Annotated in this window: 1 protein-coding gene; it reads left to right on the top strand. The window is 55.6% G+C overall.

Annotation, left to right across the window (positions count from 1 at the left end; translation table 11 throughout):
- The coding region (locus KVT38_RS34035) for a FliG C-terminal domain-containing protein (protein WP_306795390.1) at positions 1-243 on the top strand (243 nt) is incomplete at both ends.

Genomic DNA, 243 nt, shown 5'->3' with positions numbered 1-243 from the left:
ATCGAAGCGATCGTACAGATTTTGTACGGCGTAGACCGCGGTACGGAACGGTCGATTCTCGATTCGCTCGAAATTCAGGATCCGGAGCTCGCCGAAGTGATCAAGAAACGCATGTTCGTGTTCGAGGATATCGTCAATCTCGACAATCGTACGATCCAGCGGATCATTCGCGACGTCGAAAGCCCCGATCTGCAGGTGGCGCGCATGGTCGCGAGCGAGGTAGTGCGGGACGTGATTTTCCGC

Origin of the sequence: Cohnella sp. GbtcB17, assembly GCF_019091135.1 — a bacterium.
Lineage (GTDB): Bacteria > Bacillota > Bacilli > Paenibacillales > Paenibacillaceae > Cohnella.
The sequence above is the reverse complement of the archived record's forward strand: the minus strand, read 5'-3'. Positions and strand labels throughout refer to the sequence as shown.